The following is a 25,918-nucleotide window of genomic DNA, read 5'->3' as shown; positions in this document are numbered from 1 at the left end:
CGTCCTCAGGCCATACGTATCGGGTCATGGTAGAGCAAGACAAGGCTTCTCTCAATCTATCTGATCCCCTAGAATCGGAGCCCTGCCCCTGAATGAAGAATAGAGAATGACGCCTGAAACCCGCACTTCCGGCCGCGTGAACCCGGCGCGAATCCTGGTTATTAAGCTTCGCCATCATGGCGATATGTTATTGATAACGCCGCTTATTCACGCGCTTAAGCAGCAATATCCCGCCGCCAGCGTGGATGTGCTGCTTTATGAAGAAACCCGGGATATGCTCGCAGCGAATACGGATATCCGCCACATTTACGGCATTGACCGGCGCTGGAAAAAACAGGGCGCCGGCCATCAGCTGAAGATGGAGTGGCGGCTGATTCGCACGCTCCGCCAGCAGCGCTACGATATGGTGCTCAATCTTGCCGATCAGTGGCCCAGCGCGATCATCACCAAACTGACCGGGGCGGCCATCCGTATCGGCTTTGACTTTCCGAAGCGTCGCCACCCGGCCTGGCGTTTTTGCCATACCGCCCTCGCCTCAACCGAGCGGCATAACCAGCTGCATACCGTGCAGCAGAATCTGTCGATTCTGGCGCCGCTTGGGCTGGATATTGCTGACGCGCCGGCGACGATGGGCTACAGCGAGCAGGACTGGCGCGCCAGCCGCGCGCTGCTGCCGGCAGGATTTCAGGATAACTATATCGTCATTCAGCCAACCTCCCGCTGGTTCTTTAAGTGCTGGCGCGAAGGGCGGATGAGCGCCCTGATAAACGCGCTTTCTGAAGCAGGCTACCCGGTCGTGCTGACCTCCGGCCCTGACGCCAGAGAGAAGCAGATGATCGACACCATTATGGCGGGCTGCCCCAATGCTCGCCTGCACTCCCTCGCCGGGCTGCTCACCCTGCGCCAGCTGGCGTCCGTCATCGACCATGCCCGCCTGTTTATCGGCGTCGACTCCGTGCCGATGCATATGGCCGCCGCGCTCGGTACGCCGCTGGTGGCGCTATTCGGCCCCTCCAAGCTCACCTTCTGGCGTCCATGGCAGGCGCAGGGCGAGGTGATTTGGGCGGGTGATTTCGGAGCGATTCCCGATCCTGACGACATTGATACCAACACCAACGAACGCTTTCTCGATTTAATCCCCACCGACGCGGTTATCGCGGCGGCGAAAAAGGTACTGGCATGAGTAAATTCAGGCTGGCTCTGGTACGCCAGAAGTATCGCCCGGACGGCGGCGCGGAGCGCTTTGTCTCCCGCGCGCTGGAAGCCCTCGACGACAGCGATCTTGAACTGAACGTCATCACCCGCGAATGGCAGGGGCCGGTGAAGCCCGAGTGGAACATCCACATCTGCAATCCGCGCAAATGGGGGCGGATCAGCCGCGAGCGAGGATTTGCCGACGCCGCCCGCCAGCTGTGGCAGCGCGAAGCCTTCGATCTGGTGCAAAGCCACGAGCGTATCCCCGGCTGCGACCTGTACCGCGCCGGAGACGGCGTGCACCGCCGCTGGCTGCAGCAGCGCTCGCGCATTTTGCCCGGCTGGAAAAGCCGCCTGCTGTTTGCCGACCGCTACCATCGCTATGTGATGCAGGCCGAGCGCGACATGTACCAGGACGCGCACCTGCGCGGCGTTATCTGCAACGCGGAGATGATTAAACGCGAGATTATTGAAGACTTCGGCCTGCCGGCGGAAAAAATCCACGTTATCTATAACGCTATCGATAACCAGCGTTTTCTGCCGCCGACGGAAGAAGCCTTTGTCGCGCTGCGCGCCAAATGGAATCTGCCGATCCAGGCGACCTGCCTGATCTACGTCGGCTCCGGCTTTGAGCGCAAGGGGCTGGATGCGGCGATCCGCGCCATCGCCCCGACCAACCGCTACCTGCTGGTGGTGGGCAAAGATAAAGAGCAGGGCCGCTATCAGCAGCTGGCGAAAACGCTGAACTGCGAGGAGCGGGTGCGCTTCTTCGGCATGCAGTCGGAAACCCTGCCGTTCTATCAGATGGCCGACGGCCTGCTGCTGCCGACGCTGTACGATCCGTTTCCCAACGTCATTCTCGAAGCGATGGCCTGCGGCCTGCCGGTGATTACCACTACCGGCTGCGGCGGCGCGGAGTTTATTGTTCAGGGCAGCAATGGCTACGTTTGCGATGCGCTGGATATCCCGGCCCTGCAGGAGTCAGTTAGCGCCCTGCCCACCCGGGCGTTAGGCTCTGCGCAAGGCGAACGCGCCCGCGAGCGCATCATGACCTGCACCAGCGAACGTCTCTCGGCGCAGCTGCTCTCCCTCTATCAGGATTTGGTGAAATAACGATGCGCATACTGTTTGTTATCGACGGCCTGCCCGGCGGCGGCGCGGAAAAAGTCGTGCTGACGCTGGCAGCGCATTTTCTTAGCCAGGGTGAACAGGTATCGCTTTTTTCCCTGCGCGACGTCTGCGATTATCCGCTGCCGGAAGGGCTGGATTATCAGGTCATCGCCGATCGCTGCCGCAAGCCGTGGCGTAAGCTGACGGAGCTGTCCCGGCGCGCGCGCCAGCTTGATGCGGCAATCGAGAAAGCAGAACAGCAGGGCCGTTTCGATCTGGTGCTCTCGAATCTGCATAAAACCGACCGCATTGTCTCCCGCAGCCGCCTGCTGAACGGGCGCAACGTCTGGTTTTGCCTGCACGGCGTGTTCTCCGCGTCCTATCTCGGACACCGCAGCGGTTTTGACCGCTGGCTGAAACAGCAGAAAATCGGGCGCGTTTACCAGGGACGCAACGTCGTCGCCGTCTCCGATGCGGTAGGTCAAGACCTGGTCGAGCAGTTCGCCATTCGCCCGGCCCAGTTGAAAACCATCTATAACCCGTTTGATATCCCCGCTCTGCGCGCCGCGGCTGAAGAGCCCAGCCAGCGCCCCGACGGCGACTATATTATCCACGTGGGCCGCTTTCATCCCGGTAAACGCCACGACCGCCTGATTGAGGCGTATGCGCAAAGCGGTATCGATGCGCCGCTGGTGCTGCTGGGGCAGGGAAAACCGGAACAAGAACAGCGCCTGCGCCAGCTGGCGCAGCAGCTACAGGTTGCCGATCGCGTCCTGTTTAAGGGCTTCCAGAAAAACCCGCTGCCGTGGATTAAAGGCGCGCGGATGCTGGTCCTCAGCTCCGATAGCGAAGGCTTTGGCAACGTGGTGGTTGAGGCGCTGCTGCTGGATACGCCGGTCGCCAGCACCCGCTGCCCGGGCGGCGTGACCGAGATCCTCACCGGCGAGCTGTCGCGTGGCCTGGCGGATCTCAACAGCCCGGCGCTGGCTCAGACGATGCAAAGCATTTACCATAGCCCGCCGGCCATCGACGCAGCGGCGCTGGAGAAGTTCAGCGTGGCATCGATTTGTCAGCAGTATCGTCAGTTGCGCAGCGCCTGACGCCGTTATTCAACCAGGATCGAATGAGTTATGAGTCAAACGCCTTTACTAAGCATCGTAGCCGCCGTCTATAACGGCGAAAAATTCCTTGCGCAATTCTTTGAGTGCCTTGAGCAACAGCAGCTGGAAAGCTATGAACTGATCCTGGTGAACGACGGGTCGACGGACGGCAGCCTTGCGGTTATCGACCAGTGGAAAGACCGCCTGCAAAACGTGCTCGTGCTGGAGCAGGAAAACCAGGGCGTGTCGGTGGCGCGCAATACCGGCCTCGCCGCGGCGACGGGTAAGTACCTGACCTTCCCGGATATCGACGATAAGCTTTACCCGGGCATGTACCGTACGCTTCTGGAGATGGCGGAAAAGGGCAATCTAGACGTCGCCACCTGCAACGGCCGCTACGTCTACGAGACGAAAAAAGATATCCATCCTATTTTCCCGCTGGACCGGCTACAGTCGACCGGCGTTTTGCCCGGCCACGTCTGGTTAAAGCAGGCGCTGGATTCTCGTAAGTTCCTGCATGTCACCTGGCTGAATATCTACCGCCGGGAGTTTATCGCCAGCCACCGCTTCCACTTTGAGCCTGGCCTGCGCCATCAGGATATTCCCTGGACCACCGAAGTGCTGCTGGCGGCAGAACGCGTGCAGTACACCAGCGAACAGTTCTACGATTACTATATTCACTCGGAATCGGTGTCGCATAAGCCGGACAACGACGACACGCTGATGCGTTCAGCGCGCCACTATATGAAGATTCTTGAGATGCTGGACGCCATCAACCAGCGCTATCCGGACAAGGTTCGCGATATTTCCGCCTGCCGCTGGCAGATCGCCAAAGAGGGGCTGGGGATTATTCATACCTTCGATAGCATGAAAGATGAGTCAAAAAAGCATATTATCATTAAAGAGTTCTTTGACCGCGGTATCTGGCGCCTGATCTGGAAAAACGCCCGTACGTTCCGTCTGCGCTGGCGTCTTGGACGCCGCTATCTGCGCATCAAGCGCTATCGCGACGCGGCTTAATACTGAATCCCTTAGTTTCCGCCAAAGAGATAGCTTTACGCGGGTTAAATGCTTAGAATTTGCCCGCAAAAACATAAATACGGATAAATCGCTTGGAATTGCTTTATACCGCCCTACTTTACCTCATTCAGCCGCTGGTGTGGCTGCGACTGCTGTTACGCAGCCGTAAGGCCCCTGCCTATCGTAAACGCTGGAAGGAACGTTATGGCTTCTGCCAGAACAAGGTAGAACCGGGTGGCATCCTGCTGCATTCCGTTTCCGTAGGTGAAACGCTGGCGGCGATTCCGCTGGTGCGCGCGCTACGCCACCGTTACCCCTATCTGCCGATCACCGTCACCACCATGACGCCAACCGGCTCTGAACGCGCGATGTCCGCTTTCGGCAAAGACGTGCATCACGTCTATCTGCCTTACGATCTGCCCGGCGCGATGAACCGCTTCTTCAATACCGTTCAGCCGAAGCTGGTTATCGTCATGGAAACCGAACTCTGGCCGAACATGGTCGCCACGCTGCATAAGCGTAAAATCCCGCTGGTAATCGCCAACGCCCGCCTCTCCGAACGCTCGGCGAAAGGCTATGCCAAACTGGGGAAATTTATGCGTCGGCTGCTGAGCCGCATTACCCTTATCGCCGCGCAGAATGAAGAAGATGCCAGCCGCTTTATCGCTCTTGGCCTGAAACGCAATCAGCTGGCGGTCACCGGCAGCCTGAAGTTTGATATTTCGGTCACGCCGGAGCTGGCGGCTCGCGCCATCACCCTGCGCCGCCAGTGGGCGCCGCACCGCCAGGTATGGATTGCCACCAGCACCCACGACGGCGAAGAACAAATTATTCTTCAGGCGCATAAGCAGCTGCTGGAGCGTTTCCCCAACCTGCTGCTGATCCTTGTCCCGCGCCATCCGGAGCGCTTCGGCGACGCCCGCGAGATGGTGCAGAAAGCGGGAATGAGCTACACCCTGCGCAGCACCGGCGAAATCCCGTCGAACAGTACCCAGGTGGTGATTGGCGATACCATGGGCGAGCTGATGCTGCTGTACGGTATTGCCGACCTCGCGTTTGTCGGCGGTAGCCTGGTGGAGCGCGGCGGCCATAACCCGCTGGAGCCCGCCGCCCATGCGATACCGGTACTGATGGGTCCGCACACGTTCAACTTCAAAGATATCTGCGCCAAGCTGCAGCAGGACGATGGACTGATTACCGTCACCGACGCCGACTCGCTGGTAACGCAGGTGTCTAACCTGCTGACCGATGAAGATTACCGTCTGTGGTACGGTCGCCATGCGGTGGAAGTTCTGCACCAAAACCAGGGCGCGCTTTCCCGTCTGCTACAGTTATTGCAACCCTATCTGCCGCAGCGGAGCCACTAATGTCGCCTCGACTCTCGGTCGTGATGATTGCCAAAAACGCGGCGGATCTGCTGCCTGATTGTCTGGCGTCGGTAAGTTGGGCCGATGAGATAGTGCTGCTGGATTCCGGCAGCAGCGACAACACCGTCGAACTCGCCCGCAGCCAGGGCGTTCAGGTGCATGTCAATCGCGACTGGCAGGGCTACGGTATTCAGCGCCAGCGCGCCCAGGCCTACGCCACCGGCGACTACGTGCTGATGATCGATACCGACGAGCGCGTCACTCCGGAGCTTGCGCAGTCTATCCGCAGCGTGCTGGCCACGCCGCAAACCGGCGCGATATACAGCATCGCCCGGCGCAACTATTTCCTTGGCCGCTTTATGCGCCACAGCGGCTGGTACCCCGACCGCGTGATGCGCCTGTACGAACGCGACCGTTACCGCTATAACGATAATCTGGTCCACGAATCTCTCGACGCCCAGGGCGCGCGGGTTATCGAACTCGCGGGCGACCTGCTGCATCTGACCTGCCGTGATTTCTCCGGCTTTCAGCAAAAGCAGCTGGCCTACGCCGCCGCCTGGGCGCAGGAGCGCCATCAGAGAGGCAAAAAGACCTCGCTGGCCGCTATCTTCGGCCATACGCTGGGCGCCTTTGTGAAAACGCTGCTGCTGCGCGGGGGCATTCTGGATGGGAAACAAGGTTGGCTGCTGGCGGTGGTCAACGCGCAATACACGTTTAATAAATACACCGAGCTGTGGGCCCTGAGCCGCGGCTACTCGGAGAAAGTGTCATTATGAGCACAAAAGCGATCTATCCGGGAACCTTCGACCCTATCACCAACGGCCATATCGATATCGTCACCCGCGCGGCCAGCATGTTCGATAAGGTGTTGCTGGCTATCGCCGCCAGCCCGAGCAAAAAGCCGATGTTCACTCTCGATGAGCGCATCGCGCTGGCCACCCAGGCAACGGCGCATCTGGTCAACGTTGAGGTTATTGGCTTCAGCGATTTAATGGCCAATTTTGCCCGCGCGCAGCAGGCGAATATTTTAATTCGCGGCCTTCGGGCGGTGGCAGATTTTGAATATGAGATGCAGCTGGCGCATATGAACCGTCATTTGATGCCGACGCTGGAGAGCGTGTTTCTGATGCCGTGCAAAGAGTGGTCGTTTATCTCCTCTTCGCTGGTGAAAGAAGTGGCACGCCACCAGGGCGACGTCTCTCACTTTCTGCCGGCAAACGTTCACCAGGCGCTGCTGAAGAAGCTGTAATCCTGCGCCGTCTAGGCTCTTCCCGGAGGCGATGCTGCGCATCTGTCCGGGCTACCGGACCAAGCGCAGCCCTGTAGCCCGGCTAAGCGCAGCGCAAGCCGGGTTCACGGCAACCCCCGCATATTACTTCTGGCACTGGCGACAATAAAACGTCGCCCGCTGGGCGTGTTTACTGCCGATAACCGGCGTCCCGCAAATGCGGCACGGCTCGCCCTTGCGGCCATACACCTGCAGCTCCTGGGCAAAGTAGCCCGGTTTACCGTCACTTTGCAGGAAATCTTTCAGCGTCGTCCCGCCCTGTTCGATGGAGCGCAGCAGGACCAGCTTAATCACTTTCACCAGCTGCTCGCACTCCTCGCGCGACAGCGAAGAGGCCAGCCTGTCGGGGTGAATGCCCGCCGAAAAGAGCGATTCGCTGGCGTAGATATTGCCCACCCCGACCACCAGCTTATTGTCCATTAGCCAGGGCTTAATCGCGGTTTTTTTCTTCGCGCTCTTCGCCTGCAGATAATCGGCGTTGAACTCATCGCTCAGCGGCTCCGGCCCCAGATGCGCCAGCACCGGATGCCCTTCCAGCGCTTTGGTCCACAGCCAGGCGCCAAAACGACGCGGGTCGGTATAGCGCAGCACCTTGCCGTTACTCATCACCAGGTCCACGTGATCGTGTTTTTCCGCGGGCAGCTCTTCGCTCAGGATACGCAGGCTTCCCGACATCCCAAGGTGGACGATAATCCAGCCGTCGGGCAGTTCCAGCAGCAGATATTTAGCGCGGCGGCGTACGCTGAGCACCGGAACGTCGCTCAGACGATAGATCTCTTCAGAAACGGGCCAGCGCAGGCGCCCGTTGCGCACAACGGCGTGCAGGATGGTGGCTCCCACCAGGTGCGGCTCAATGCCGCGGCGGCTGGTTTCTACTTCAGGTAATTCAGGCATTCTTTTCTCGAACAAAAACGGCAGGATGCACTATCTTACCGCGTTCAGCGACGAGGTTCAGGGCAATTATTGTTCAGCATGCTCTTCCGCCTGGCGCAGGGGGTAAACGTTCGCCAGCGCCAACGGTGTAGACGGTAGCGTAGTCTTGATAACAAAAAACCCCGCCGAGGCGGGGTTTTTCTTTACAAGGAATCTAAAATTATTTGATTTTAGCTTCTTTGTATAAAACGTGCTGACGGACAACTGGATCGAACTTTTTCAGTTCCAGTTTTTCCGGCTTAGTACGTTTGTTCTTCGTGGTGGTATAGAAGTGACCAGTACCAGCAGAAGAAACCAGCTTGATTTTCTCACGAATACCTTTAGCCATGACTTATTTCCTCTAAGTACTTAGTACTTTTCGCCACGGGCACGCAGTTCGGACAGAACTGTATCGATGCCTTTCTTATCAATAACACGCATACCTTTAGCAGATACGCGCAGGGTGACAAAACGCTTCTCGCTCTCAACCCAGAAACGGTGAGAGTGCAGGTTCGGCAGGAAACGGCGTTTAGTCGCGTTCAGTGCGTGGGAACGGTTGTTACCGGTCACCGGACGCTTGCCAGTAACTTGGCAGACTCGGGACATGTCTATTCTCCAAAAATCAAATTAGCTCGAGCTTCGTATGGGGTATTGGCGCCTCGTCAGGCTTTACAGCCCGGTCATCGCAGTTCTAAGCGAACTCTCGATTGCCAGGCCCAAATGCCAAACCCGAGATTCTCAAAGGTGGCGTAGTATACGCTGACTCGGCGATGTGCTCAAGTCCCGAACAGACAAAGATCCCGATGGATCGCGCGATCGGGGCTAAATCCAGCCGCGTTCAGCAAAAGATACGTACGCTCCGCGGCCAATAACAAGGTGATCCAGCACACGTATATCCATGAATCGACAACATTTTATCACTCTTTCGGTAATCAACCTGTCGGCCTTGCTCGGCTCAGGACTACCGGATGGATGATTATGTGCCAGGATCACCGCGGCGGCGTTCACTTTGATGGCTTCGCGTACGATTTCTCGCGGATGCACCTCAACGTGGCTAAGAGTACCAGAAAAAAGGCGGCTATGTTTCAATACCCGGTTCTGATTATCTAAAAAGATCACCATGAAGATCTCACGCTCTTCGTCGGCCAGCTGGCTTTGCAGAAATTCCCGCGTCATCGACGGGGTAACCAGCGAGGGTTCTTCCGTCATTCGCAGGCTAAAATAGCGTCGCGCCAGTTCAGCAATCCCTTTTAGCTGCGCATATTTCGCCAGACCAATGCCTTCCACCTCAGCAAACTGCGACTCCTCCGCCGATAGCAGGCCGTACAGCGAGCCAAAACGCTGTAGCAGCTCCCGCGAAAATGTCATCACGTCCTGCGTGCGGGTACCGGTACGTAAAAATAGCGCCAACAGCTCAATATCCGACAAAACTTCGATACCGTAGCGCTGCATCTTTTCCCTCGGCATGAGGGATTCTTGTATTTCCATCGCGGCATCTCCTTCCCACTGCGCGCTATCCTGGCACAGCCTTTTTGCGCCGCCGAGATGCAAGTTTTATCCCTGCGTAGCGCCTCGCAAAGTGTATCTGCGCGAGGCACACGATGCCGTCAGGATTGTGATAAGATGCGCGAATTCTGGTGTACCGCAACAGGAAAAAATCATGATGAGTCTGGCTGGTAAAAAGATCGTTCTTGGCGTGAGCGGCGGCATTGCTGCCTATAAAACGCCGGAACTGGTGCGCCGCCTGCGTGACCGCGGCGCGGATGTCCGCGTCGCCATGACGGAAGCCGCAAAAGCCTTCATTACGCCATTAAGTCTACAGGCGGTATCCGGTTATCCGGTTTCCGACAGCCTGCTCGACCCGGCCGCCGAAGCGGCGATGGGCCATATTGAGCTGGGGAAATGGGCCGACCTGGTCATTCTTGCCCCCGCCACCGCCGACCTAATCGCTCGCGTCGCGGCAGGGATGGCCAACGATCTCGTTTCGACGATTTGTCTCGCTACGCCCTCGCCGGTCGCCGTCGTGCCCGCCATGAATCAGCAGATGTATCGCGCCGCCGCCACTCAGCATAATCTGGACGTCATTGCCGCCCGCGGTCTGCTGGTCTGGGGCCCGGACAGCGGCAGCCAGGCCTGCGGCGATGTTGGCCCGGGGCGGATGCTGGACCCGCTGACCATTGTGGATATGGCCGCGCAGCATTTCTCGCCTGTCAAAGATTTGCAACATCTGAACATCATGATTACCGCGGGCCCCACCCGCGAGCCGCTGGATCCGGTGCGTTATATCACCAATCACAGTTCTGGTAAGATGGGCTTCGCGATTGCCGCCGCCGCCGCGCGCCGCGGGGCTAACGTCACGCTGGTGAGCGGCCCGGTTTCGCTGCCTACGCCGCCGTTTGTACACAGAATTGATGTCACCACCGCGCTGGAAATGGAAGCCGCGGTGCAAAACAGCGCGCCTCAGCAGCATATTTTTATTGGCTGTGCGGCGGTCGCTGACTACCGTGCGGTCGCCATCGCCGAAGAAAAAATCAAAAAACAAGGTGATGAATTAACCCTGAAAATGGTTAAAAATCCGGATATCGTCGCAGGGGTCGCCGCGCTTAAGGCCAACCGCCCTTACGTCGTTGGGTTTGCCGCCGAAACAAATAATGTGGAAGAATACGCACGGCAAAAGCGAGCCCGCAAAAATCTTGATCTGATTTGCGCCAATGATGTTTCTCAGCCAAATCAGGGATTTAACAGCGACAGCAATGCATTACACCTTTTCTGGCAGGAGGGAGATAAGCGCTTACCACTTGAGCGCAAGGAACTCCTGGGCCAATTATTACTCGACGAGATCGTTACCCGTTATGATGAAAAAAATCGACGTTAAGATTCTGGACCCGCGTGTTGGTCAGCAATTTCCGCTGCCGACCTATGCCACCTCCGGCTCCGCCGGACTTGACCTGCGAGCCTGTCTCGATGACGCCGTAGAGCTGGCTCCTGGCGCAACGACCCTCGTGCCAACCGGTCTGGCGATTCATATTGCCGATCCCTCTCTGGCGGCGGTGATTCTCCCGCGCTCCGGACTGGGCCATAAGCACGGCGTCGTACTGGGTAACCTGGTCGGTCTGATTGATTCTGACTATCAGGGCCAGCTGATGGTTTCCGTCTGGAACCGCAGCCAGCAGAGCTTCAGCATCGAACCCGGCGAGCGTATCGCGCAAATGGTGTTTGTGCCCGTTGTGCAGGCAGAATTTAACCTGGTGGAAGATTTTGACGCCACCGATCGCGGCGAAGGCGGCTTCGGTCACTCAGGGCGTCAATAAGCCCGGCGATAGACAAAACTCTTTCGGGGCGCTGCCGGCAAAAGGGCTGCCTGAAGGATGAAGTGGAACCAGCATCGCAAAGCGCACTAATGCAATAACATCACCGCAGGCAACAGCTTGCGGTCGCTTTGTGGGTGCCTGCCTGACAAGTGCTTTTTTTCAGGGGTATTTTAAAACATGGCAGAAAAACAAACTGCGAAAAGGAATCGTCGCGAAGAAATACTTCAATCTCTGGCGCTAATGCTTGAATCCAGCGATGGAAGTCAGCGCATTACCACAGCGAAACTGGCGGCGTCCGTTGGCGTATCCGAAGCGGCTCTGTATCGGCACTTCCCGAGCAAGACCCGCATGTTTGACAGCCTGATTGAATTTATCGAAGACAGCCTGATTACGCGCATCAATTTGATTTTAAAAGATGAAAAAGACACCTCAGCGCGCCTGCGTCTGATTGTGCTGTTGATTCTTGGGTTTGGCGAGCGTAATCCTGGGCTGACAAGAATTCTGACCGGCCATGCGCTGATGTTTGAACAGGACCGGCTTCAGGACCGCATCAATCAGCTGTTCGAGCGCATTGAAGTTCAGCTGCGTCAGGTGTTGCGTGAAAAGAAAATGCGCGAAGGCGAAGGCTATACCGTCGATGAAGCCCTGCTGGCCAGCCAGCTATTGGCATTCTGCGAAGGGATGCTATCGCGCTTTGTGCGCAGCGAGTTTAAATATCGCCCGACGGACGATTTTGACGCCCGCTGGCCGCTGGTCGCCGCCCAGCTGAAATAATTCTCGCCGGTCTCTGTGCAGCCCGAAGGGCTGCATCTCTTCCCGCAGGAATGCCCGGCATTATCCGCATTGATACCCAGGCGCTCTTCTCGCCTCGGCTGGCCGTTTTGCCAGCAATCGACCCGACAGACCGTTGCCTGCCGGGCAGATGTTTATACGCCGTACGCTTCGCGATAGGCGCGAACGGCAGTCAGGTGTTCAGCCATTTCCGGCTTCTCTTCCAGATAGCTAATCAGGTCTTTCAGCGTCACGATGGAAATTACTTTACAGCCGTAGTCGCGCTCAACTTCCTGAATCGCGGAGATTTCGCCGCGTCCGCGTTCCTGACGATCCAGAGAGATCAGTACGCCGGCCAGCTCAGCGCCGTTGGCCTGAATAATTTCCATCGATTCCCGAATCGCGGTGCCTGCGGTAATCACATCATCCACCAGCATCACGCGGCCCTGCAGCGCGCTCCCCACCAGGTTTCCGCCCTCGCCGTGAGTCTTCGCCTCTTTGCGGTTAAAGCAGTAAGGCAGATCGCGGTCATGGTGTTCCGCCAGCGCGACCGCCGTGGTCGTGGCGATAGGGATGCCTTTATAGGCCGGGCCGAACAGCAGGTCAAAATCAATCCCGGAATCCACCAGCGCTTCGGCGTAAAAACGGCCTAACAGTGCCAGATCGCGCCCGGTATTAAACAGGCCGGCGTTGAAGAAATAGGGGCTCTTGCGCCCGGATTTCAGCGTAAACTCGCCAAACTTAAGTACCTGCTTGTTAAGCGCAAACTCAATAAACTGGCGCTGATACGGTTTCATGGATTCGCTCCTCATCTTACTTTTCTACGGACAAAAAAAAGGCGACTTCTCAGTCGCCTTAAAAACTAGTTTTGCAACGCCGCCTTCTGCGTCGTGACAATGGATTCGATACCCCCCCGGGCCAATGCCAGCAGGGTGAGGAGTTCTTCATGGGTGAACGGCTCGCCTTCCGCCGTACCCTGCACCTCAATGATGCGGCCATCTTCGGTCATCACCACGTTCATATCGGTTTCCGCCGCGGAATCTTCAACGTATTCCAGATCGCAAATCGCTTCGCCATTCACGATGCCTACGGAGACCGCCGCCACCATTCCTTTCATCGGGTTGGTTTTCAGCTTACCGGCCGCGACCAGCTTATTCAGCGCATCGGCCAGCGCCACGCAGGCTCCGGTGATAGACGCGGTACGGGTGCCGCCGTCTGCCTGCAGCACATCGCAGTCCAGAGTGATGGTGAACTCACCCAGCGCTTTCAGGTCAACCGCAGCGCGCAGCGCACGCGCGATCAGGCGCTGGATTTCCATGGTGCGTCCGCCCTGCTTACCTTTTGCGGCTTCACGCGCGTTACGCGTGTGGGTAGAACGCGGCAGCATGCCGTATTCGGCGGTGATCCACCCCTGGCCCTGGCCTTTCAGAAAGCGCGGCACGCCTTCATCAATAGAAGCGGTGCACAATACTTTCGTGTCACCAAATTCGACCAGCACGGAGCCTTCTGCGTGTTTTGTGTAGTTACGGGTCAGGGTTACTGGGCGCACTTGATTAGCGCTACGGCCTGCTGGACGCATGATGTTCTCCGGCTTGAAACGAATGTGGCTGCGCATTATACGGATAATGCGCGCTTATTCCTATCCTGATAAGGCCTCGAAAGCTATAATCCACCCCACTCTCCTTTAAAAACAGGAACGTCTATGATCCGCAGTATGACCGCCTACGCCCGGCGTGAAATCAAGGGTGAATGGGGTAGCGCCGCGTGGGAACTGCGCTCGGTAAACCAACGATATCTGGAAACCTACTTCCGCCTGCCGGAGCAGTTCCGTAGCCTGGAGCCCGTGGTGCGTGAACGTATTCGCTCCCGTCTGACCCGCGGTAAAGTCGAATGTACCCTGCGTTTTGAGCAGGACCCGAGCGCGCAGGGTGAGTTGATCCTTAACGAAAAACTGGCAAAGCAGCTGGTTAACGCCGCCAACTGGGTCAAAATGCAGAGCGACGAAGGCGAAATCAATCCGGTAGATATTCTGCGCTGGCCTGGCGTGATGTCGGCCCATGAACAGGATCTGGACGCCATTGCCGCCGAAATTCTGGGCGCGTTGAACGGTGCGCTGGATGACTTTATCGTCGCCCGCGAAACCGAAGGCCAGGCGCTGAAAGCGCTGATCGAACAGCGTCTCGACGGCGTGACGGCCGAGGTGGCTAAAGTACGTGCCCATATGCCGGAAATTTTGCAGTGGCAGCGCGAGCGTCTGGTTGCCAAGCTGGAAGATGCGGAAGTGCAGCTGGAAAACAACCGCCTCGAGCAGGAGCTGGTGCTGATGGCGCAGCGTATAGACGTCGCCGAAGAGCTGGATCGTCTGGAAGCGCACGTGAAAGAGACGTGGAATATCCTGAAGAAGAAAGAAGCGGTCGGTCGCCGCCTCGACTTTATGATGCAGGAGTTCAACCGCGAGTCGAACACCCTGGCGTCTAAATCAATCAATGCCGAAGTGACGAACTCCGCCATTGAGCTGAAGGTGCTGATCGAACAAATGCGCGAGCAGATCCAGAACATCGAGTAACGGTTTTTCGCTCGCCAACCCACGCACGGACAGAAGGCCATGGTAAATCATGGCCTTTTATTTTCGCTGCGTTTCAGAAGGAATAGTTCTTATCCAATATCCGGCAGGTTAAAAATGCCCCTGCGGCGCACAGCAGCGTGGGGGCCAGATAGCTGTGATCCATGTGGGTGAACTCCATCACCAGCGCGACCGCTGTGAGCGGCATCTGCATGGATGCAGCGAGAAACGCCGCCGCGCCGACGAGAGCAAAACTGCCGTAATCTCCGCCGGGAAGCAGCTGTTGCCAGAGCATACACAGCAGCAGGCTGGTCAGGCCGCCGACCGCCAGCCCCGGCGTCAGCAGGCCGCCCTCCGCGCCGCCGCGCAGCACCGCCAGAATCACCACCATTTTCAGCGCCAGCAGCATCGCCGCCCTGGGGAAACCCAGTTCATCGCTGAGAGCCAGCTGCATAGGCCCTTTACCGTTTCCCGGAAGCTGGGGGAAATAGAGGCTGAGGGCGGCAAGCAGGGAAAACGCCAGCAGACAGAAAACCGGCATCTGCCAGTTGCTTCGAACGCGCGAGCGGGCCGTGCTGGTCGCTTTGCGAAAGAGCCAGGCCCCGGCGCCAAGAATGGGGCCGGCGATAATCGCCCACCAGAGAAATGAATGCGGCAGGATGTCGGAAGTAAAATGGTATTGCGATTCCTCGCCTAACCCGAGCGTTGCCGTCCACGCGGCAATCGCCGAGGTGATAATCGCCGCCAGCGTTTTTTCCCAGCTAAACGACAGCAGCATTACCTCAAGGCTGAATAACGCACCGGCCAGCGGAACGTTATACACCGCCGCCAGGCCCGCACCGGCGCCGCAGGCAACCAGCGTTCGGGTTTCATCCGCCAGCAGTCCCAGCTTACGCGCCACCATCCCAGCCCCCAGCGCGCCCATTTCCCGCGGAGCGACTTCGCGGCCAAGCGGAGAGCCCAGCGCCACGGTGACGATCTGCAACAGGGCATGAATCGTTGTAGTACCCGCAGGCATTGCCACCGAAGGATTTGCCACCGCTGACGCTATTGAGACTCGCTTCTGCCCATAGCGCCCAAGGAGCCACCAGCCGAATCCTGCGATGGCTCCCCCCGCGACGATTGCCGAGAGGCGACGAGGCCAGGATGAATCCGTGACGCCCTGTAGAAATGACTCCGCGCTCACGATCTGCCCGGGGCTGTAGCCAAAGGCCAGGTGCTGAATCGCGTGTAAAATCAGCGCCAGAACCATGCCTGACAGGCCGGCAAGTAGCCCCGTCAGCACAACGGCAATCAGGCGGGTGAGATAGTTTTTATTGCCAGCTGCTGCAGTCATTTTCTCAGGCCCTGAAGGAGGAAAATAAAAGGATAAAGGTCGAGAGTTAAACAACAGGTATTCATCGCGTTTTCAATATCGATACGCATCGACGGCTTTCACATTACTTTTTATAATCACTAAAAATGAATAAATGACAAAGGAACCGTTAAATTCAGCCGATTTAAACCTATCGTGCATTAGTTTAATCAGGTTAAATTCATTCGCTTTAGAAAATCTCAATCGTGATCTTGCGCACAAATCGTTAACCTTCCGCCATCACCGTGGGGGATTTATGCTGCTTCATATTCTTTATCTGATTGGGATTACTGCGGAAGCCATGACCGGCGCGCTGGCTGCCGGGCGCCGCCGTATGGATACGTTTGGCGTCATTATCATTGCCACCGCGACGGCCCTCGGAGGCGGTTCAGTGCGCGATATTCTGCTCGGCCACTATCCTCTGGGCTGGGTGCAGCACCCCGAGTACGTCATTATTGTCGCCATTGCTGCGGTCCTGACCACGATTGCCGCGCCGGTGATGCCGCATCTGCGCCGTCTGTTTCTGGTGCTTGATGCGCTCGGCCTGATCGTGTTCTCTATCATTGGCGCCCAGATCGCGCTGGATATGGGCCAGGGCCCGGTCATCGCCTCCATTGCCGCCGTCATCACCGGCGTTTTTGGCGGCGTGCTGCGCGATATGTTCTGCAAGCGTATCCCGCTGGTGTTCCAGAAAGAGCTTTACGCCGGGGTGTCATTCGCCGCCGCGATTTTATACATCGCGCTTCAGCATTACGTCAGCAACCACGATGTGGTGGTGATCTCTACCCTGCTGTTCGGCTTTACCGCCCGCATGCTGGCGCTGCGCTGGAAGCTGGGCCTGCCGGTATTTAACTACAACCATAGCGCACATTAATGCTTTCAGAATCCCGGAACGCGTTGCCCGCTTAGCCACTTCGCCAGTGCGGCAACATCCGGGTGATGTAAGAACGTCACCAGCTGCCGCGCTCTTTCCGCCCCGATCCCCGGCAGGCGCCGCCACTGCTCTTCGTTTCGCTCCTGCATCCGTCGCCAGTCATCCTCCTTCAGCCGGGCAAACGCCGTCTTCGGTATAGGGACTCCCATCGCCTGGATCCAGCGCAGAAAAGGCCGTTCGCGCGCAAGATTGAACTGGTGCCACAGCCTCTGCCCGCGCAGCGTCGAGACCCCCGGTATGGCTTGCAGCCGCTCCGGCGTAAACGCCAGCCATGAAAAGAGATGCTCCATGCTGCGCGCGTCATGCAGGGACCGCCATAGCGCTTCTCCCGCGCCGTCAATATCGAGAACCGATCGGGATGAGAGCCAGACCAGCCGCGAAAGAAACTGTTCCGCACACTCGGGCGTGGCAAAATAGCAGGTTAAAGCATTGAAACGCGCCGCCGGTGGCTGGGGTTTATTACGCTGAGCCGTGCGCCAGACGACCGAATCGATGCGCGGTATCCCCTGCCCGGCAAGGCTGATTTGCAGCTGGTCGCCAATACCGATATCCAGATTGTACCAGCGGGATACCGAACCGACGCTCACCCGCTGCACGCGCTTATCGTCCAGCATCTGCGGCTCCAGATGCGCCACCACGGCTATTTTACCGCTGCGCCCGATGCTAAAGCGGATACGGCGAACCTCCATGACGCGTGAGGCGGGCGGGTATTTCCAGGCGATAACCCAATCGCCCTGACCCGGAACCCAGAAGCGCCCGGGAGATGCTTTTTCCCGCCGCACCACAACGCCATCGCTGGCAAAAGGCAGCGGTGAAGTGAACCAGCGCTGGCGCCACTGTTCAACCTGCTGCGCATCCGCGACAGGGTGCGAAAAAAGCGCGCTGTAAATAAAGCCGCCCTGCCGCAGCAGCGCCAGCCGCTGTTTCATATCCTGCGGCCCATCGGGCCATGCCCAGATAAAGAGACCCAGTTGATTAAGATCCGCCGCAGCCTGCTGGCGCATCATCATGCCGGCAACTTTTGCCCGCGCGTTCATGCCGCCCATCTGCTTTTGCACGTGCCCCTCGCGGAGCAGGAACAGCTCACCCTGTAGAACGCTATTCGCCAGTACGCCGTCAGAGACTTTAGGCACGGAGGGGATCTGCAAGACCCTGGCCGTCCAGTCTTCCCCGGCCAGGCCATTACCCCGGCTTATCGCCTGGGTCAGACGCCCCTGCCGATACACGAGCGTGACCGCGACGCCATCAACTTTAGGCTGCACCCACAGGCCGGATTGACCGCGCATCCAGCGCGCCACGTCGGCTTGATTTGCCAGTTTACGCACGCCGGTGTGCGCCACCGGATGTCTGGCCTCCCCTTTTAGGGGAGGAGACGCGTCGTGAGCGGGAGCCTCGCCGGTGAAGCAGCGCCGCCAGTACGCCAGCCGCTCCGCAAGCTGGTCATAGACCTCATCGCTTACCGTACTGCTCCCCTGCTGCCAGTAGGCGTTTTTCCATTCCGTTATCTGCTGGCTGAGACGTTCAATCTCCCGATCGGCCCTGGCCTGCGGCCATGCGGGGCAGGCTGCCTGCCCGTCTCCCACCAGCATCCACAGCACCAGCGCCCAGACTCCATTTTGCATCGCGATGCCCTCCTGTTTTCTCGTCACCAATTGTGCCGCAGGCGTATTTTCGTCCGCGAGGAGGGATTTTTAACGCTGCGAGCAGGCATCCAGGTTTTCTGCGTTGTTTCTGCAACGCCCGGAGAAATCAGGGAAACGGCAAGCAAAATGAAAGAAAGAACGCAAAAAGTGTGACAGGGACTGCGTCACGCGGTGCCGCCGTGTATAATAGGCTCGTATGTAAGCTCTATTTCGACCACCACATACAAAAGACACTCATGGCTCAAGGCACGCTTTATATTGTTTCCGCCCCTAGCGGCGCGGGTAAATCCAGCCTGATTCAGGCTTTATTAAAAACCCAACCGTTGTACGACTCTCAGGTTTCTGTTTCGCATACCACGCGCGCTCCGCGCCCGGGTGAAGTGCACGGTGAACACTATTTCTTTGTGAATCACGACGAATTCAGGACAATGATTGGCGAAGACGCTTTTCTTGAACATGCAGAAGTCTTTGGCAACTATTACGGCACCTCGCGCGAAGCTATCGAGCAGGTACTGGCGACCGGCGTCGACGTCTTCCTCGATATCGACTGGCAGGGCGCGCAGCAAATCCGCAACAGAATGCCCGGCGCGCGCAGCATTTTTATCCTGCCGCCGTCAAAAGATGAGCTTGATCGTCGCCTGCGCGGCCGCGGTCAGGACAGCGAAGAGGTTATCGCAAAACGTATGGCGCAGGCAGTTGCAGAAATGAGCCATTACGCGGAGTATGATTACCTGATTGTGAATGATGATTTTGATACCGCGCTGAGCGATCTGAAAATTATTATTCGCGCCGAACGTCTGCGCATGAGCCGCCAAAAGCAGCGACATGGCGCTTTAATCACCAAACTGTTGGCAGACTGAACCCACATTCAGTATCATGCCCAGTCATTTCTTCACCTGTGGAGCATTTTAAGTATGGCACGCGTAACTGTTCAGGACGCTGTAGAGAAAATTGGTAACCGTTTTGACCTGGTACTGGTCGCCGCGCGTCGCGCTCGTCAGATGCAGGTAGGCGGAAAGGATCCGCTGGTACCGGAAGAAAACGATAAAACTACCGTTATCGCACTGCGCGAAATCGAAGAAGGTCTGATCAACAACAAGATCCTCGACGTTCGTGAGCGCCAGGAACAGCAAGAGCAGGAAGCCGCTGAATTACAAGCCGTTACCGCTATTGCTGAAGGTCGTCGTTAATCACACTGCGGGTCGCCCTTGTATCTGTTTGAAAGCCTGAATCAGCTGATTCAAAACTACCTGCCCGAAGAGCAAATTAAACGTCTTCGGCAGGCTTATCTCGTTGCACGTGACGCTCACGAGGGCCAGACACGTTCAAGCGGTGAACCCTATATCACGCACCCAGTAGCGGTAGCCTGTATCCTGGCCGAGATGAAACTCGACCATGAAACGCTGATGGCCGCTCTGCTGCACGACGTGATAGAAGATACCCCCGCCACCTACCAGGACATGGAGCAGCTTTTCGGTAAAAGCGTTGCTGAACTGGTAGAGGGGGTGTCAAAACTTGATAAGCTTAAGTTTCGCGACAAGAAAGAGGCCCAGGCTGAAAACTTTCGCAAAATGATTATGGCGATGGTGCAGGATATCCGCGTCATCCTTATCAAGCTCGCTGACCGCACCCATAATATGCGCACGCTGGGCTCATTGCGCCCGGACAAGCGCCGCCGCATCGCCCGCGAAACGCTGGAAATCTACAGCCCTCTGGCGCACCGTTTAGGTATCCATCACATCAAAACCGAGCTCGAAGAGCTGGGCTTTGAGGCGCTGTATCCTAACCGCTACCGCGTCATTAAAGAGGTGGTTAAAGCGGCGCGCGGCAACCGTAAGGAGATGATTCAAAAGATCCTCTCCGAAATCGAAGGGCGCCTGCAGGAAGCGGGAATTCCCTGTCGCGTTAGCGGTCGCGAAAAGCATTTGTACTCCATCTACTGCAAGATGGTGCTCAAAGAGCAGCGCTTTCACTCGATTATGGATATCTACGCTTTCCGCGTGATTGTCCATGATTCCGACACCTGCTACCGCGTGCTTGGCCAGATGCACAGCCTTTACAAGCCGCGTCCGGGTCGCGTCAAAGACTATATTGCCATTCCAAAGGCGAACGGCTATCAATCTTTGCACACCTCGATGATCGGCCCGCACGGCGTCCCGGTTGAGGTACAAATTCGTACCGAAGACATGGACCAGATGGCGGAAATGGGGGTGGCGGCGCACTGGGCTTATAAAGAGCACGGCGGCGAGAGCAGCACCACGGCGCAAATCCGCGCCCAGCGCTGGATGCAGAGCCTGCTGGAGCTCCAGCAGAGCGCCGGTAGTTCATTTGAATTTATTGAGAGCGTGAAATCCGATCTGTTCCCGGATGAAATTTACGTTTTCACCCCGGAAGGGCGCATTGTCGAACTGCCCGCCGGCGCGACGCCGGTGGATTTCGCCTACGCGGTGCATACCGACATCGGCCATGCCTGCGTCGGCGCCCGCGTCGACCGCCAGCCGTATCCGCTGTCGCAGTCGCTCTCCAGCGGCCAGACGGTGGAAATCATCACCGCGCCGGGCGCACGTCCGAACGCCGCATGGCTGAACTTTGTCGTCAGCTCGAAAGCGCGCGCCAAAATTCGCCAGCTGCTGAAAAACCTTAAGCGCGACGACTCCGTAAGCCTCGGGCGCCGCCTGCTCAATCACGCCCTCGGCGGTAGCCGCAAGCTGGCCGAGATCCCGCCAGAGAACATTCAGCGTGAACTTGAGCGCATGAAGCTGACCACGCTTGACGATCTGCTGGCCGAAATCGGCCTCGGCAACGCCATGAGCGTCGTGGTAGCAAAAAACCTGCAGCAGGGTGAAACCACCGCCGTGCCTGTACAGCCAGCGCCTGTCGGCCATAATCATCTGCCGATTAAAGGCGCGGATGGCGTGCTGATCACCTTCGCCAAATGCTGCCGCCCGATCCCCGGTGACCCGATTATCGCGCACGTCAGCCCGGGCAAAGGCCTGGTTATTCACCATGAGTCCTGTCGTAACATTCGCGGCTATCAGAAAGAGCCGGAGAAATTTATGGCGGTCGAGTGGGACAAAGAGACAGCGCAGGAATTTATCACCGAAATCAAGGTGGATATGTTCAACCATCAGGGTGCCCTGGCGAATCTTACCGCGGCGATCAACACCGCGTCTTCCAATATTCAAAGCCTGAATACGGAAGAGAAAGATGGCCGCGTTTACAGCGCCTTTATTCGCCTTACCGCGCGCGACCGCGTGCATCTGGCGAATATCATGCGCAAAATTCGCGTCATGCCGGATGTAATAAAAGTCACCCGTAACCGAAACTAGCTCTTCCACAAAATCATTCGAATTGCGTCAAGGCGGCAAGCGAATGACAAATCTGCCGGGAGCAGATTTGAACGCTGCTTACAGCGGCCCGGTAAGGGGCAAGGCCCAGGAATGGGCTGCGTAATCCGCAGCGATTAAAGAGTCATTCGAAGGATGGAAGTATCATGAATTTACAGCGTTATGCGCGTATCTGCGAGATGCTCGCCAGGCGCCAGCCTGACCTGACAGTCTGCATGGAGCAGGTCCATAAGCCTCATAACGTCTCTGCGGTCATTCGTACCGCAGACGCCGTTGGCGTGCATGAAGTGCACGCCATCTGGCCAGGTAGCCGTATGCGTACCATGGCCTCCGCGGCCGCCGGCAGCAATAGCTGGGTGCAGGTCAAAACCCACCGTACTATTGGCGAGGCCGTCACCCATTTAAAAGGCCAGGGCATGCAGATCCTGGCGACCCATCTCTCTGATAACGCCGTCGATTTCCGTGAAATCGACTATACCCGTCCCACCTGTATCCTGATGGGGCAGGAGAAAACCGGCATTACGCAGGAAGCGTTAGACCTGGCGGACCAGGACATCATCATTCCGATGATTGGCATGGTGCAGTCGCTGAACGTTTCCGTCGCCTCAGCGCTTATCCTCTACGAAGCCCAGCGCCAGCGGCAGAACGCCGGCATGTACCGGCGCGAGAACAGTATGCTGCCGGAAGAAGACCAGCAGCGCCTGCTGTTTGAAGGCGGCTATCCGGTGCTGGCGAAGGTCGCTAAACGCAAGGGACTTCCCTACCCCCACGTCAACGAGCAGGGCGAAGTCGAAGCCGATGCCGCGTGGTGGGCCACCATGCAGGCGGCGAAGTAATCATGCAGGGCCGTCTGCTGGATGCGGTGCCGCTCAATTCCCTGACGGGCGTTGGCGCGGCCCAGAGCAGTAAGCTGGCAAAAATCGGCCTGCATACGGTACAGGATCTGCTTCTGCACCTGCCGCTACGCTACGAAGACCGCACCCATCTGTATCACATCGGCGAACTGCTGCCCGGCGTTTACGCCACCGTTGAAGGCGAAGTCCTCAACTGCAACATCACTTTCGGCGGCCGCCGGATGATGACCTGCCAGATAAGCGACGGCTCCGGCATCCTCACCATGCGCTTTTTTAACTTCAGCGCGGCGATGAAAAATAGCCTGGCAACCGGGCGCCGCGTGCTGGCCTACGGTGAGGCGAAGCGCGGTAAGCACGGGGCGGAGATGATCCATCCGGAATATCGGGTTCAGGGCGACATGAGTACCCCTGATTTACAGGAAACGCTGACCCCGGTATATCCCACCACTGAAGGCATCAAGCAGGCTACGCTGCGTAAGCTCACCGACCAGGCGCTGGAGCTGCTTGAAACCTGCGCGATCGCCGAGCTACTGCCGCCTGAGCTGGCGCAGGGGATGATGAGCCTGCCGGACGCCTTGCGCACGCTGCATCGCCCGCCGCCCACGTTACAGCTTAGCGAGCTGGAAAGCGGCAAACATCCGGCTCAGCGGCGCTTAATCCTGGAAGAGCTGCTGGCGCATAACCTCAGCATGCTGGCGCTGCGGGCAGGCGCCCAGCGCTACCACGCCCTCGCGCTCAGCGCTAACGACACGCTAAAAGATAAACTGCTGGCCTCCCTCCCCTTTACGCCGACCGGCGCGCAGGCGCGCGTCACGGCTGAAATCGAGCGCGATATGGCGCTGGACGTGCCGATGATGCGTCTGGTGCAGGGGGACGTGGGCTCCGGTAAAACCCTGGTCGCCGCGCTTGCCGCCCTGCGCGCCATCGCCCACGGCAAACAGGTAGCGCTGATGGCGCCGACCGAGCTGCTGGCTGAACAGCACGCCAATAACTTCCGCAGCTGGTTCGAACCGCTGGGCGTTGAGGTGGGCTGGCTGGCTGGCAAACAAAAAGGCAAAGCGCGCCTGGCGCAGCAGGAGGCTATCGCCAGCGGACAGGTACAGATGATTGTCGGCACCCACGCCATCTTTCAGGAGCAGGTCCAGTTTAACGGCCTCGCGTTGGTGATTATCGACGAGCAGCACCGTTTTGGCGTCCATCAGCGGCTGGCGCTGTGGGAGAAAGGGCAACAGCAGGGATTTCACCCGCACCAGCTGATTATGACCGCCACGCCGATTCCGCGTACCCTGGCGATGACCGCGTATGCCGACCTCGACACCTCGGTCATCGATGAACTGCCGCCGGGCCGAACGCCGGTTACGACGGTGGCCATTCCGGATACGCGACGCAGCGATATTATTGACCGCGTACGTCACGCCTGCACTCACGAAGGTCGCCAGGCCTACTGGGTTTGTACGCTGATTGAAGAGTCGGATCTGCTGGAAGCTCAGGCGGCGGAAGCCACCTGGGAAGAGCTGAAGCTCGCCCTGCCGGAGCTGAATATCGGCCTGGTGCACGGGCGTATGAAATCCGCCGAGAAGCAGGCGGTAATGAGCGCGTTCAAGCAGGGCGAGCTGCATCTGCTGGTCGCCACCACAGTGATTGAAGTCGGCGTGGACGTGCCCAACTCTAGCCTGATGATCATCGAAAACCCGGAGCGTCTGGGGCTGGCGCAGCTGCACCAGCTCCGAGGGCGCGTCGGGCGCGGTGCGGTAGCCTCCCACTGCGTGCTGCTCTATAAATCGCCGCTGTCAAAAACCGCCCAGAAGCGCCTGCAGGTTCTGCGCGATAGCAATGACGGTTTCGTCATCGCCCAAAAAGACCTGGAAATTCGCGGCCCCGGCGAGCTGCTCGGCACCCGTCAGACCGGCAACGCTGAATTTAAAGTCGCGGACTTATTGCGCGATCAGGCTATGATCCCGGAAGTTCAGCGCATCGCCCGCCATATTCACGAACGCTATCCCCAGCAGGCACAGGCGCTGATAGAGCGCTGGATGCCGGAAACCGAACGCTATTCCAACGCGTAGCGCGAACGTCATCTCGCCACGCTGCGCATAATTTTTATTCAGATGAGTGGATTATGAAACGAGAACTGGCCATCGAATTTTCGCGCGTCACCGAAGCCGCCGCGCTGGCAGGCTACAAATGGTTAGGCCGCGGTGATAAAAATACCGCCGACGGCGCCGCCGTCAACGCCATGCGCATTATGCTCAACCTGATCAACATCGACGGCACTATCGTGATTGGCGAAGGCGAAATCGACGAAGCGCCGATGCTGTACATTGGCGAGCGCGTCGGTACCGGCCACGGCGATGCGGTAGATATCGCCGTCGATCCCATCGAAGGCACCCGCATGACGGCGATGGGCCAGGCGAACGCGCTGGCGGTGATGGCGGTAGGCGATAAGGGCAGTTTCCTGAATGCACCAGATATGTACATGGAAAAGCTGATTGTCGGCCCGGGAGCGAAGGGCACCATCGATCTGAACCTGCCGCTGGCGGAGAACCTGCATAATATCGCCCGCGCGCTGAATAAGCCGCTGAGTGAATTAACGGTCACCATCTTAGCCAAGCCACGCCATGACGACGTCATTGTTGAGCTGCAAAAGCTGGGCGTGCGCGTGTTCGCCATCCCCGACGGCGACGTTGCCGCCTCTATTCTGACCTGCATGCCGGACAGCGAAGTTGACGTCATGTACGGTATCGGCGGCGCGCCCGAGGGCGTCGTTTCCGCTGCGGTGATCCGCGCGCTGGACGGCGATATGAACGGCCGTCTGCTGGCGCGTCACCACGTGAAGGGCGACAGCGAAGAGAACCGCCGCATCGGCGAAAACGAGCTGGCACGCTGTCAGGCGATGGGAATTGAAGCAGGCAAAGTGCTGCGCCTGGACGATATGGCGCGCAGCGACAACGTGGTTTTCTCGGCAACCGGCATCACCAAGGGCGATCTGCTGGACGGTATCACCCGTAAAGGCAATATGGCCACCACCGAAACCCTGCTGATCCGCGGTAAATCCCGCACTATCCGCCGTATTCAATCGATTCATTATCTCGATCGCAAAGACCCGGATATTCAGCTGCACATCCTGTAAAAACATTTGATCAATAGAGC

Annotated in this window: 26 protein-coding genes; 18 read left to right on the top strand and 8 right to left on the bottom strand. The window is 58.0% G+C overall.

Annotated features, from left to right (window positions below; genetic code table 11):
- Positions 1-106 precede the first annotated feature (106 nt).
- The 7 genes from rfaQ (at position 107) to coaD (ending at position 7,040) form a co-directional block, all read left to right on the top strand.
- On the top strand, positions 107-1,183 hold the full coding sequence (gene rfaQ / locus JLG71_RS00680; RefSeq protein ID WP_025107815.1) for a putative lipopolysaccharide heptosyltransferase III: 1,077 nt from the start codon (positions 107-109) through the stop codon (positions 1,181-1,183).
- A complete protein-coding gene (locus JLG71_RS00675; protein ID WP_064374915.1) occupies positions 1,180-2,307 on the top strand; it encodes a glycosyltransferase family 4 protein in 1,128 nt (375 codons plus the stop codon). Before rfaQ ends, JLG71_RS00675 begins: the two co-directional genes overlap by 4 nt.
- Before the next feature lie 2 nt (positions 2,308-2,309).
- Complete coding sequence (locus tag JLG71_RS00670; protein ID WP_014227247.1) at positions 2,310-3,404, top strand: glycosyltransferase; 1,095 nt, start codon at positions 2,310-2,312, stop codon at positions 3,402-3,404.
- Between the two features lie 30 nt (positions 3,405-3,434).
- Positions 3,435-4,424: a glycosyltransferase gene (locus JLG71_RS00665; protein WP_032751704.1), complete on the top strand. Its 990-nt coding sequence runs from the start codon at positions 3,435-3,437 to the stop codon at positions 4,422-4,424.
- 92 nt (positions 4,425-4,516) lie between these two features.
- Complete coding sequence (gene waaA / locus JLG71_RS00660) at positions 4,517-5,791, top strand: lipid IV(A) 3-deoxy-D-manno-octulosonic acid transferase (RefSeq protein WP_014227249.1); 1,275 nt, start codon at positions 4,517-4,519, stop codon at positions 5,789-5,791.
- Positions 5,791-6,567, top strand: coding sequence for a glycosyltransferase family 2 protein (locus JLG71_RS00655; protein ID WP_109240730.1), 777 nt, complete (start codon positions 5,791-5,793; stop codon positions 6,565-6,567). Before waaA ends, JLG71_RS00655 begins: the two co-directional genes overlap by 1 nt.
- Entirely contained in the window at positions 6,564-7,040 is a 477-nt protein-coding gene (gene coaD / locus JLG71_RS00650) for a pantetheine-phosphate adenylyltransferase (RefSeq protein ID WP_004106901.1), read from the top strand. Before JLG71_RS00655 ends, coaD begins: the two co-directional genes overlap by 4 nt.
- A gap of 123 nt (positions 7,041-7,163) precedes the next feature.
- Here the strand turns inward: coaD and mutM are convergent, their stop codons facing one another.
- The 4 genes from mutM to radC form a co-directional block, all read right to left on the bottom strand.
- Positions 7,164-7,973 carry a bifunctional DNA-formamidopyrimidine glycosylase/DNA-(apurinic or apyrimidinic site) lyase gene (gene mutM, locus JLG71_RS00645; protein ID WP_200913935.1) on the bottom strand — a complete coding sequence of 270 codons (810 nt, stop codon included), beginning with the start codon at positions 7,971-7,973 and terminating at the stop codon, positions 7,164-7,166.
- 199 nt (positions 7,974-8,172) lie between these two features.
- A complete protein-coding gene (rpmG, locus tag JLG71_RS00640) occupies positions 8,173-8,340 on the bottom strand; it encodes a 50S ribosomal protein L33 (protein ID WP_003024094.1) in 168 nt (55 codons plus the stop codon).
- A 20-nt stretch (positions 8,341-8,360) separates the two neighbouring features.
- A complete protein-coding gene (rpmB, locus tag JLG71_RS00635) occupies positions 8,361-8,597 on the bottom strand; it encodes a 50S ribosomal protein L28 (protein WP_002436699.1) in 237 nt (78 codons plus the stop codon).
- 216 nt (positions 8,598-8,813) lie between these two features.
- Positions 8,814-9,479, bottom strand: a complete 666-nt coding sequence (gene radC / locus JLG71_RS00630) for a RadC family protein (RefSeq protein WP_004126657.1) — start codon at positions 9,477-9,479, stop codon at positions 8,814-8,816.
- A gap of 175 nt (positions 9,480-9,654) precedes the next feature.
- Here radC and coaBC point away from each other — a divergent pair, with 175 nt between their 5' ends.
- The 3 genes from coaBC (at position 9,655) to slmA (ending at position 12,076) form a co-directional block, all read left to right on the top strand.
- Entirely contained in the window at positions 9,655-10,866 is a 1,212-nt protein-coding gene (coaBC, locus tag JLG71_RS00625) for a bifunctional phosphopantothenoylcysteine decarboxylase/phosphopantothenate--cysteine ligase CoaBC (RefSeq protein WP_014227252.1), read from the top strand.
- Positions 10,844-11,302: a dUTP diphosphatase gene (gene dut, locus JLG71_RS00620; RefSeq protein ID WP_004855506.1), complete on the top strand. Its 459-nt coding sequence runs from the start codon at positions 10,844-10,846 to the stop codon at positions 11,300-11,302. The genes coaBC and dut overlap by 23 nt, the downstream gene beginning before the upstream one ends.
- Positions 11,303-11,479: 177 nt before the next feature.
- The gene (slmA, locus tag JLG71_RS00615; RefSeq protein ID WP_004855507.1) at positions 11,480-12,076 is read left to right on the top strand and encodes a nucleoid occlusion factor SlmA; all 597 of its coding nucleotides are present in this window, start codon (positions 11,480-11,482) and stop codon (positions 12,074-12,076) included.
- Between the two features lie 152 nt (positions 12,077-12,228).
- Here the strand turns inward: slmA and pyrE are convergent, their stop codons facing one another.
- Positions 12,229-12,870 carry an orotate phosphoribosyltransferase gene (gene pyrE, locus JLG71_RS00610; RefSeq protein ID WP_004855508.1) on the bottom strand — a complete coding sequence of 214 codons (642 nt, stop codon included), beginning with the start codon at positions 12,868-12,870 and terminating at the stop codon, positions 12,229-12,231.
- 65 nt (positions 12,871-12,935) lie between these two features.
- Positions 12,936-13,652 (bottom strand): ribonuclease PH, encoded by a 717-nt coding sequence (gene rph, locus JLG71_RS00605; RefSeq protein ID WP_004106921.1) that lies wholly within the window; start codon positions 13,650-13,652, stop codon positions 12,936-12,938.
- Positions 13,653-13,775: 123 nt separating this feature from the next.
- On the opposite strand from rph, the gene JLG71_RS00600 reads away from it, so the two are divergent.
- Positions 13,776-14,639, top strand: a complete 864-nt coding sequence (locus JLG71_RS00600; protein ID WP_004126669.1) for a YicC/YloC family endoribonuclease — start codon at positions 13,776-13,778, stop codon at positions 14,637-14,639.
- Positions 14,640-14,712: 73 nt separating this feature from the next.
- Here the strand turns inward: JLG71_RS00600 and JLG71_RS00595 are convergent, their stop codons facing one another.
- Positions 14,713-15,972, bottom strand: a complete 1,260-nt coding sequence (locus JLG71_RS00595) for a chloride channel protein (protein ID WP_200913934.1) — start codon at positions 15,970-15,972, stop codon at positions 14,713-14,715.
- Positions 15,973-16,246: 274 nt separating this feature from the next.
- On the opposite strand from JLG71_RS00595, the gene JLG71_RS00590 reads away from it, so the two are divergent.
- Complete coding sequence (locus JLG71_RS00590; RefSeq protein ID WP_014227255.1) at positions 16,247-16,864, top strand: trimeric intracellular cation channel family protein; 618 nt, start codon at positions 16,247-16,249, stop codon at positions 16,862-16,864.
- Positions 16,865-16,869: 5 nt separating this feature from the next.
- On the opposite strand, the gene ligB is transcribed toward JLG71_RS00590, so the two are convergent.
- On the bottom strand, positions 16,870-18,546 hold the full coding sequence (gene ligB, locus JLG71_RS00585) for an NAD-dependent DNA ligase LigB (protein ID WP_200913933.1): 1,677 nt from the start codon (positions 18,544-18,546) through the stop codon (positions 16,870-16,872).
- Positions 18,547-18,803: 257 nt separating this feature from the next.
- On the opposite strand from ligB, the gene gmk reads away from it, so the two are divergent.
- The 6 genes from gmk (at position 18,804) to glpX (ending at position 25,898) form a co-directional block, all read left to right on the top strand.
- Positions 18,804-19,427: a guanylate kinase gene (gene gmk / locus JLG71_RS00580; protein ID WP_004106926.1), complete on the top strand. Its 624-nt coding sequence runs from the start codon at positions 18,804-18,806 to the stop codon at positions 19,425-19,427.
- Positions 19,428-19,481: 54 nt separating this feature from the next.
- Entirely contained in the window at positions 19,482-19,757 is a 276-nt protein-coding gene (rpoZ, locus tag JLG71_RS00575) for a DNA-directed RNA polymerase subunit omega (RefSeq protein WP_004106927.1), read from the top strand.
- 18 nt (positions 19,758-19,775) lie between these two features.
- Complete coding sequence (spoT, locus tag JLG71_RS00570) at positions 19,776-21,896, top strand: bifunctional GTP diphosphokinase/guanosine-3',5'-bis pyrophosphate 3'-pyrophosphohydrolase (protein ID WP_004855514.1); 2,121 nt, start codon at positions 19,776-19,778, stop codon at positions 21,894-21,896.
- 164 nt (positions 21,897-22,060) lie between these two features.
- Complete coding sequence (gene trmH / locus JLG71_RS00565) at positions 22,061-22,750, top strand: tRNA (guanosine(18)-2'-O)-methyltransferase TrmH (protein ID WP_004855515.1); 690 nt, start codon at positions 22,061-22,063, stop codon at positions 22,748-22,750.
- Between the two features lie 2 nt (positions 22,751-22,752).
- Entirely contained in the window at positions 22,753-24,834 is a 2,082-nt protein-coding gene (gene recG, locus JLG71_RS00560; RefSeq protein ID WP_025107825.1) for an ATP-dependent DNA helicase RecG, read from the top strand.
- A gap of 53 nt (positions 24,835-24,887) precedes the next feature.
- Entirely contained in the window at positions 24,888-25,898 is a 1,011-nt protein-coding gene (glpX, locus tag JLG71_RS00555) for a class II fructose-bisphosphatase (RefSeq protein WP_032718817.1), read from the top strand.
- Positions 25,899-25,918: the final 20 nt, after the last annotated feature.

This window comes from Klebsiella michiganensis (assembly GCF_015139575.1).
Classification (GTDB): domain Bacteria; phylum Pseudomonadota; class Gammaproteobacteria; order Enterobacterales; family Enterobacteriaceae; genus Klebsiella; species Klebsiella michiganensis.
The sequence above is the reverse complement of the archived record's forward strand: the minus strand, read 5'-3'. Positions and strand labels throughout refer to the sequence as shown.

Coding starts and splice junctions, on each gene's coding strand:
- coaBC (WP_014227252.1), top strand. CDS start 9,655: ATGAGTCTGGCTGGTAAAAAGATCGTTCTTGGCGTGAGCGGCGGCATT.
- recG (WP_025107825.1), top strand. CDS start 22,753: ATGCAGGGCCGTCTGCTGGATGCGGTGCCGCTCAATTCCCTGACGGGC.
- mutM (WP_200913935.1), bottom strand. CDS start 7,973: ATGCCTGAATTACCTGAAGTAGAAACCAGCCGCCGCGGCATTGAGCCG.
- rpmG (WP_003024094.1), bottom strand. CDS start 8,340: ATGGCTAAAGGTATTCGTGAGAAAATCAAGCTGGTTTCTTCTGCTGGT.
- rpoZ (WP_004106927.1), top strand. CDS start 19,482: ATGGCACGCGTAACTGTTCAGGACGCTGTAGAGAAAATTGGTAACCGT.
- JLG71_RS00590 (WP_014227255.1), top strand. CDS start 16,247: ATGCTGCTTCATATTCTTTATCTGATTGGGATTACTGCGGAAGCCATG.
- rpmB (WP_002436699.1), bottom strand. CDS start 8,597: ATGTCCCGAGTCTGCCAAGTTACTGGCAAGCGTCCGGTGACCGGTAAC.
- JLG71_RS00665 (WP_032751704.1), top strand. CDS start 3,435: ATGAGTCAAACGCCTTTACTAAGCATCGTAGCCGCCGTCTATAACGGC.
- JLG71_RS00600 (WP_004126669.1), top strand. CDS start 13,776: ATGATCCGCAGTATGACCGCCTACGCCCGGCGTGAAATCAAGGGTGAA.
- trmH (WP_004855515.1), top strand. CDS start 22,061: ATGAATTTACAGCGTTATGCGCGTATCTGCGAGATGCTCGCCAGGCGC.
- glpX (WP_032718817.1), top strand. CDS start 24,888: ATGAAACGAGAACTGGCCATCGAATTTTCGCGCGTCACCGAAGCCGCC.
- JLG71_RS00670 (WP_014227247.1), top strand. CDS start 2,310: ATGCGCATACTGTTTGTTATCGACGGCCTGCCCGGCGGCGGCGCGGAA.
- rfaQ (WP_025107815.1), top strand. CDS start 107: ATGACGCCTGAAACCCGCACTTCCGGCCGCGTGAACCCGGCGCGAATC.
- dut (WP_004855506.1), top strand. CDS start 10,844: ATGATGAAAAAAATCGACGTTAAGATTCTGGACCCGCGTGTTGGTCAG.
- ligB (WP_200913933.1), bottom strand. CDS start 18,546: ATGCAAAATGGAGTCTGGGCGCTGGTGCTGTGGATGCTGGTGGGAGAC.
- coaD (WP_004106901.1), top strand. CDS start 6,564: ATGAGCACAAAAGCGATCTATCCGGGAACCTTCGACCCTATCACCAAC.
- slmA (WP_004855507.1), top strand. CDS start 11,480: ATGGCAGAAAAACAAACTGCGAAAAGGAATCGTCGCGAAGAAATACTT.
- JLG71_RS00595 (WP_200913934.1), bottom strand. CDS start 15,972: ATGACTGCAGCAGCTGGCAATAAAAACTATCTCACCCGCCTGATTGCC.
- JLG71_RS00655 (WP_109240730.1), top strand. CDS start 5,791: ATGTCGCCTCGACTCTCGGTCGTGATGATTGCCAAAAACGCGGCGGAT.
- radC (WP_004126657.1), bottom strand. CDS start 9,479: ATGGAAATACAAGAATCCCTCATGCCGAGGGAAAAGATGCAGCGCTAC.
- gmk (WP_004106926.1), top strand. CDS start 18,804: ATGGCTCAAGGCACGCTTTATATTGTTTCCGCCCCTAGCGGCGCGGGT.
- pyrE (WP_004855508.1), bottom strand. CDS start 12,870: ATGAAACCGTATCAGCGCCAGTTTATTGAGTTTGCGCTTAACAAGCAG.
- JLG71_RS00675 (WP_064374915.1), top strand. CDS start 1,180: ATGAGTAAATTCAGGCTGGCTCTGGTACGCCAGAAGTATCGCCCGGAC.
- rph (WP_004106921.1), bottom strand. CDS start 13,652: ATGCGTCCAGCAGGCCGTAGCGCTAATCAAGTGCGCCCAGTAACCCTG.